Origin of the sequence: Flavobacterium chuncheonense, assembly GCF_042686145.1 — a bacterium.
GTDB lineage: Bacteria > Bacteroidota > Bacteroidia > Flavobacteriales > Flavobacteriaceae > Flavobacterium > Flavobacterium chuncheonense.
Window position 1 is genome coordinate 1 of the sequence record NZ_JBHUPC010000007.1, and the last position, 4,421, is coordinate 4,421.

At 31.7% G+C, this 4,421-nt stretch carries 6 protein-coding genes and 1 pseudogene; all 7 read right to left on the minus strand.

Features of this window, described 5'->3' with window-relative positions:
• Window positions 1-369, minus strand: a pseudogene (locus ACFS5J_RS01675) (hypothetical protein); the annotation flags it as partial.
• Window positions 370-559: 190 nt separating this feature from the next.
• Window positions 560-1,090 carry a hypothetical protein gene (locus ACFS5J_RS01680; RefSeq protein ID WP_379810201.1) on the minus strand — a complete coding sequence of 177 codons (531 nt, stop codon included), beginning with the start codon at window positions 1,088-1,090 and terminating at the stop codon, window positions 560-562.
• Window positions 1,091-1,248: 158 nt separating this feature from the next.
• Complete coding sequence (locus ACFS5J_RS01685) at window positions 1,249-1,884, minus strand: hypothetical protein (protein WP_379810203.1); 636 nt, start codon at window positions 1,882-1,884, stop codon at window positions 1,249-1,251.
• A 159-nt stretch (window positions 1,885-2,043) separates the two neighbouring features.
• Window positions 2,044-2,541 carry a hypothetical protein gene (locus ACFS5J_RS01690; protein ID WP_379810205.1) on the minus strand — a complete coding sequence of 166 codons (498 nt, stop codon included), beginning with the start codon at window positions 2,539-2,541 and terminating at the stop codon, window positions 2,044-2,046.
• A gap of 170 nt (window positions 2,542-2,711) precedes the next feature.
• Complete coding sequence (locus ACFS5J_RS01695) at window positions 2,712-3,251, minus strand: hypothetical protein (RefSeq protein ID WP_379810206.1); 540 nt, start codon at window positions 3,249-3,251, stop codon at window positions 2,712-2,714.
• 159 nt (window positions 3,252-3,410) lie between these two features.
• The gene (locus tag ACFS5J_RS01700; RefSeq protein ID WP_379810208.1) at window positions 3,411-3,965 is read right to left on the minus strand and encodes a hypothetical protein; all 555 of its coding nucleotides are present in this window, start codon (window positions 3,963-3,965) and stop codon (window positions 3,411-3,413) included.
• On the minus strand, window positions 3,931-4,308 hold the full coding sequence (locus ACFS5J_RS01705; protein WP_379810209.1) for a hypothetical protein: 378 nt from the start codon (window positions 4,306-4,308) through the stop codon (window positions 3,931-3,933). Before ACFS5J_RS01705 ends, ACFS5J_RS01700 begins: the two co-directional genes overlap by 35 nt.
• Between the last annotated feature and the right edge of the window lie 113 nt (window positions 4,309-4,421).

A 4,421-nucleotide genomic window follows, 5' to 3' on the forward strand; every position in this document is an offset into this window, starting at 1 on the left:
CAAATATCTATCAGTCGCTGCTGCAAATAATGATTTATTAATTGTTGAATCAATTTTCATTGCTTTTTTCATAAATTCTACTGCTTTTAAATAATCGGAAGAATCTACACCATGTTGAAAAATCATTGCAGCTTTGGCATAATCCTTAGCAGATATTATTTTATTAGAGTCTATCAACTGACCTACACGTTTTCTTCTAATTTCATCCCTTTTCGCAACAATTGACCAATTATTTGTTTCGTTATTTTTTCGATCTTCTTGATCACTTATGTAAAGTTTATCGATATTTAAAGACATTAATTTTTCTTCACTTACTTTATCAGAACAACCTACAAGAGTTAAAATTACAATTATTAATATTCTTTTCATTTGATTTCGGATAATTATGTACAACGGCCCGCCGCTTGTAGCAGTTGCGTAAATTTATAGTAAAAGATAACAAGTACAAAACTCCTCGTGGAATTTTCGGAGATTCGAGCACTATGTGCGAACTGGCGCAGCAAAATTCGGAAGTAGGAGAGCAGCCACAATAACAGCTAACCAATGTTGTAGTTAGTTTTTATTTTTTTGTCATATTCCATTCGTCAAGAATGCTAGTTTTTTCAATTTCGGCAATATCATTTTTAGTAGGTTTAATTTCATTTCCGTTTTCATCATAAAATTTCCAACTATCGCTAACAAATCCAAAATTTATTTCGTCTCCGCCTTCACAACTAGTTTTTATATATTTTTTTCCAATACTGTATTTACCTTTTGCTTTTAATTTTCCATTTTGGTGATAGTAACTCCATTCGCCAAATTTATAACTATAAAATCCATCACAAATACCACCTGTGCAGCATTGTGTGTAAGTGTCTAATTTATAGTTTCCCGACTCCTTTAACATTCCATCTCTGTAGAATTCTCTCCAAAATCCAATGCGATAGTTATTATATTCTTTGTGAAAGTCTTCTATAGTTCCTACACTTTTTATTTCTCCACTGTCATAGTATTCGGTTGCAATGTTTTTTTCGAGGAACTCTAATTTAGTTTGAGTTGTTTTGCAACTTACAAAAAGTAGAAAAGTCAAAATGTAAATTATTATTCTCATTTCTTAATTAAAATTACCTACAACGGTTTGCAGCTAGCCTAAGTGGCTGCGATTCAAGACTAACTGTAACAAATATAAAATTATTTTGGCTACCTGCGGTTTTTCCGAAGGAAAAACCAAACCCAAGCCATTGAGGCTAACTGCTGTTGTAGGTAGTCTTAATAATCTACAAATTTCCCGTTTGTTATTATATGAAAATCAATGTTAAAAATCAATATCAAAAAGGTTATAATAAATACACCTATTACAATAAGAGGGAAATTGATTTTATGTCTTTTACCATTATAACTAAACTCTGGATGTTTTTTTTGTAAAAGTGCGAATATGCAAATTATAATTTGAGGTAAAAACAATAAGCCTAAAGCTTTAATTACATTTGCTCGATTGTTTTCTGCTTTTCTATAGTTTAAATATTCTTTACCATTCTTTACGAAAGAGTGTATAGATAATTGATGTCTTTTAATTGTTATAGTGTCGCCAGATTTAATGTTTTCAATAAATTCATGATGTTTCAAGAAATTATAATTAATATCTTCAATTCGGTATACGTTAGAATCCTCTATAAAATGTAATTCTACATAGTAATTTGTTTTACCTTTTCCGTGTTGTGATTTTTTAAATATTGGTAATTCAGATAAAATTTTCTTCTCTTGAGAAAATTTTTTTTCTAAATTGACTCCTTTATATCCAGGAAAGATTAAGAACAGAAAACTCATAAGAATTGCTCCTAAAAGGCCAGTTCGAAATTGTCTTTTCTTATCAGACCAATCGTCTTCAATATCATTTTTATGCATTTTTAAAAGATTACCTACAACGTTTTGCCGCTTGTAGCAGTTGCGTAAATTTAAGCCAAAAGATTACAAGTACAAAACTCCTTGTGGAATTTTCGAAGAAAACTCCGAACACATGCCAAGCCTAGCAATTGCTACAAACGGCTGTTATATGACGCCACATTAATTATCTATCCATTTAATATATTTCATTGTGATTTGAGTTGCTTTCCATTTTACATGAAGACTATCTTGAGTAAGTTTAGTTATTTCACCTTCATCAGTATAGTTTTCGTCTGAAATTTTAATGTTTCTACCTTTTAGTATATAACTTCTAACGCCTATACCATCAAAATCTACAGCATAAAATGAATCTTTAGTTATTTCAAAGCTTGCGCTTGGATCGTTTAAATCCATAGCCCAAGATTTAAAGAGCACTGTAGTGTCTATTTTTGAATTATAATCACATTTGTCTTGTTTGAAAATTATCGCATTGTTAAGCTCGCTTATGGGATTATTATCTGGTTTCTTATTTACTTCAATTGATGAATTTTTCTGAATTTCTTCAATTGTTTCATCGGTTTTGTTTTCTTCTTTTGTTTTGCAACTACAAACAATTAAAAAAACGGATAGAATTAAATTTAAAATAGCATACTTATTTTTCAGGGTTCGTTTTTTCATATCGCATGATTTCGATTAAAGTACAATTTTGTTTTAATTCGGTTAAGTGGTGACATATAACGTGTTTGTATAAGAATAGTGCGGTTTTGTGTCCGTGGATTTTCCGAAGGAAAATCAGAGTGTCCAAAGACGCACGAACTTTTGATTAAGAACTAAACTAAGCATTATTTTTATACGGTGTTAGGCAACGTTTTTATTATTTTTTCAATTTCAGAATCCGTTTTGATTTTCTTACCGCTTTCTGTGAATTCATAAATTAATTGTTTTTCCGATATTCTTTTTAAAATCTTTTTGTCAATCAATAAATTCAAATATTTTCTTATTTCTTCCTTTGAGTTAGTCGTTGATTTGGCAACTTCTAAAAGTAAAATTGAAATATGTTCAATTGGTTTAGCACAATTATCGGAATGAAGCCACAATTCTTGGAATAGCCTTTTCATTGTATTAAATCTCAGCTTTCCAGTTTCTAAGTCCTCAATTATTTCATAGGTTTCAGTCAAGAATTTTTGATAGGCCTTTTTTGAAATTCCGAACAACCAACTTTGCCTTGGTTTTTTAGTAATTCGGTCAAACAAAAGTCTGATTTTAAAATCCTTGTCAAATTCAGGGAACTGGTCTAAAATTTCCCGCTTTGAAATTTGTCCACTGAAAAACTTTCTTGCTAAATAAGCAGCATATTGTTTGTCGGATTTTTGTTGGTTTACGTTCATTTTTCAAATGTTGCCTAACGGTTTGCCGCTTTGCGAAGGCGGGGATTTTCAGCACTAAACTTCATTAGATGCACAAAGTTTGAATTTAGCACTTCACTGTCATAGAAGCACGAAACCCCCGCTTTTGCAAAACGGCTGTTAGCACCTGGCCTTATTTCTCTATCTCCAAATATTTTCGTAAATGTCTGCATAGTCATCCACTTCAATAACTTCAAAACCCACACGTTCTAAAAAGAATTTCTTCCCTTGGTCTGTCCCGTTGTCACTTCTTTTGTTTATATACCAACCTTTATGTTTTCTTTCTGGGAAGCGTTTGAAGTATTTAATTCTTTCGATTAAAAGCCATCTTAAAAAAGTTTCGTTTTCTTCAAGTCCAAGTCCGAAGACAAAAAGTGATTTATTAAAAACAATGTGAAGCCAAGTCTTGTAGCCTTTCCAATTATTTACATTTTTACCTGAAAAAAGTCTTTCTTCATTGCCTTTGTGCAATAGATTTCTTGCTCTTTCAACGCTTCCCATATAGTGGCTAAGTCCAAGTCTTATACTCCTATGATAATTTATCATTCCGTTTATATACCAAACTCCAAATCCGTCTGTTGGTAGTTCTAGTTGATTTTCTCCGTGATATGTTGTCCAAGGATAAAAGTCTGTAAACCCTTCTTGCTCTGTCCTAAGTAATCTATAATTCAAATGTCTTTGCAAAAGTTTCTTCAAAGTTTGTTGTTAAAATGGGAGCGTTCAATGCTTTTATTCTGTCTGTAATAATTCTGTGGTGGTTAAGAGGTTCCCAATTTGTCATTAATTCCGTTACTTCTCTTTGTAAATTTATGTCTTGAGTATTTTCGAGTTCAAGAATGTCATAAAACTCAGTCAAAGAAATTCCATTTGGTCGTCTGGTCAAAGTTTGAAGAGAAACCTTGTCCCAAAGTTGAATTAGTAAATCGTCCCAAGATAAAGCATTTGGATTGTTTGGATAACGATTTATGCCATTACCAACTACAAAGGCAATGTCATTTCTATTTCTTTCGATTATTTGTTTTATCTCTGTTATAGTCATAGGCTTGGTGCTAACGGTTCGCGGCTATAAGTAGTGGCGCTGAGCCAATACCAAGCCAAAACAAATATAGACTTATTTTAGAAAATTGGAAGAATTTTCGGAATAGTACTGAC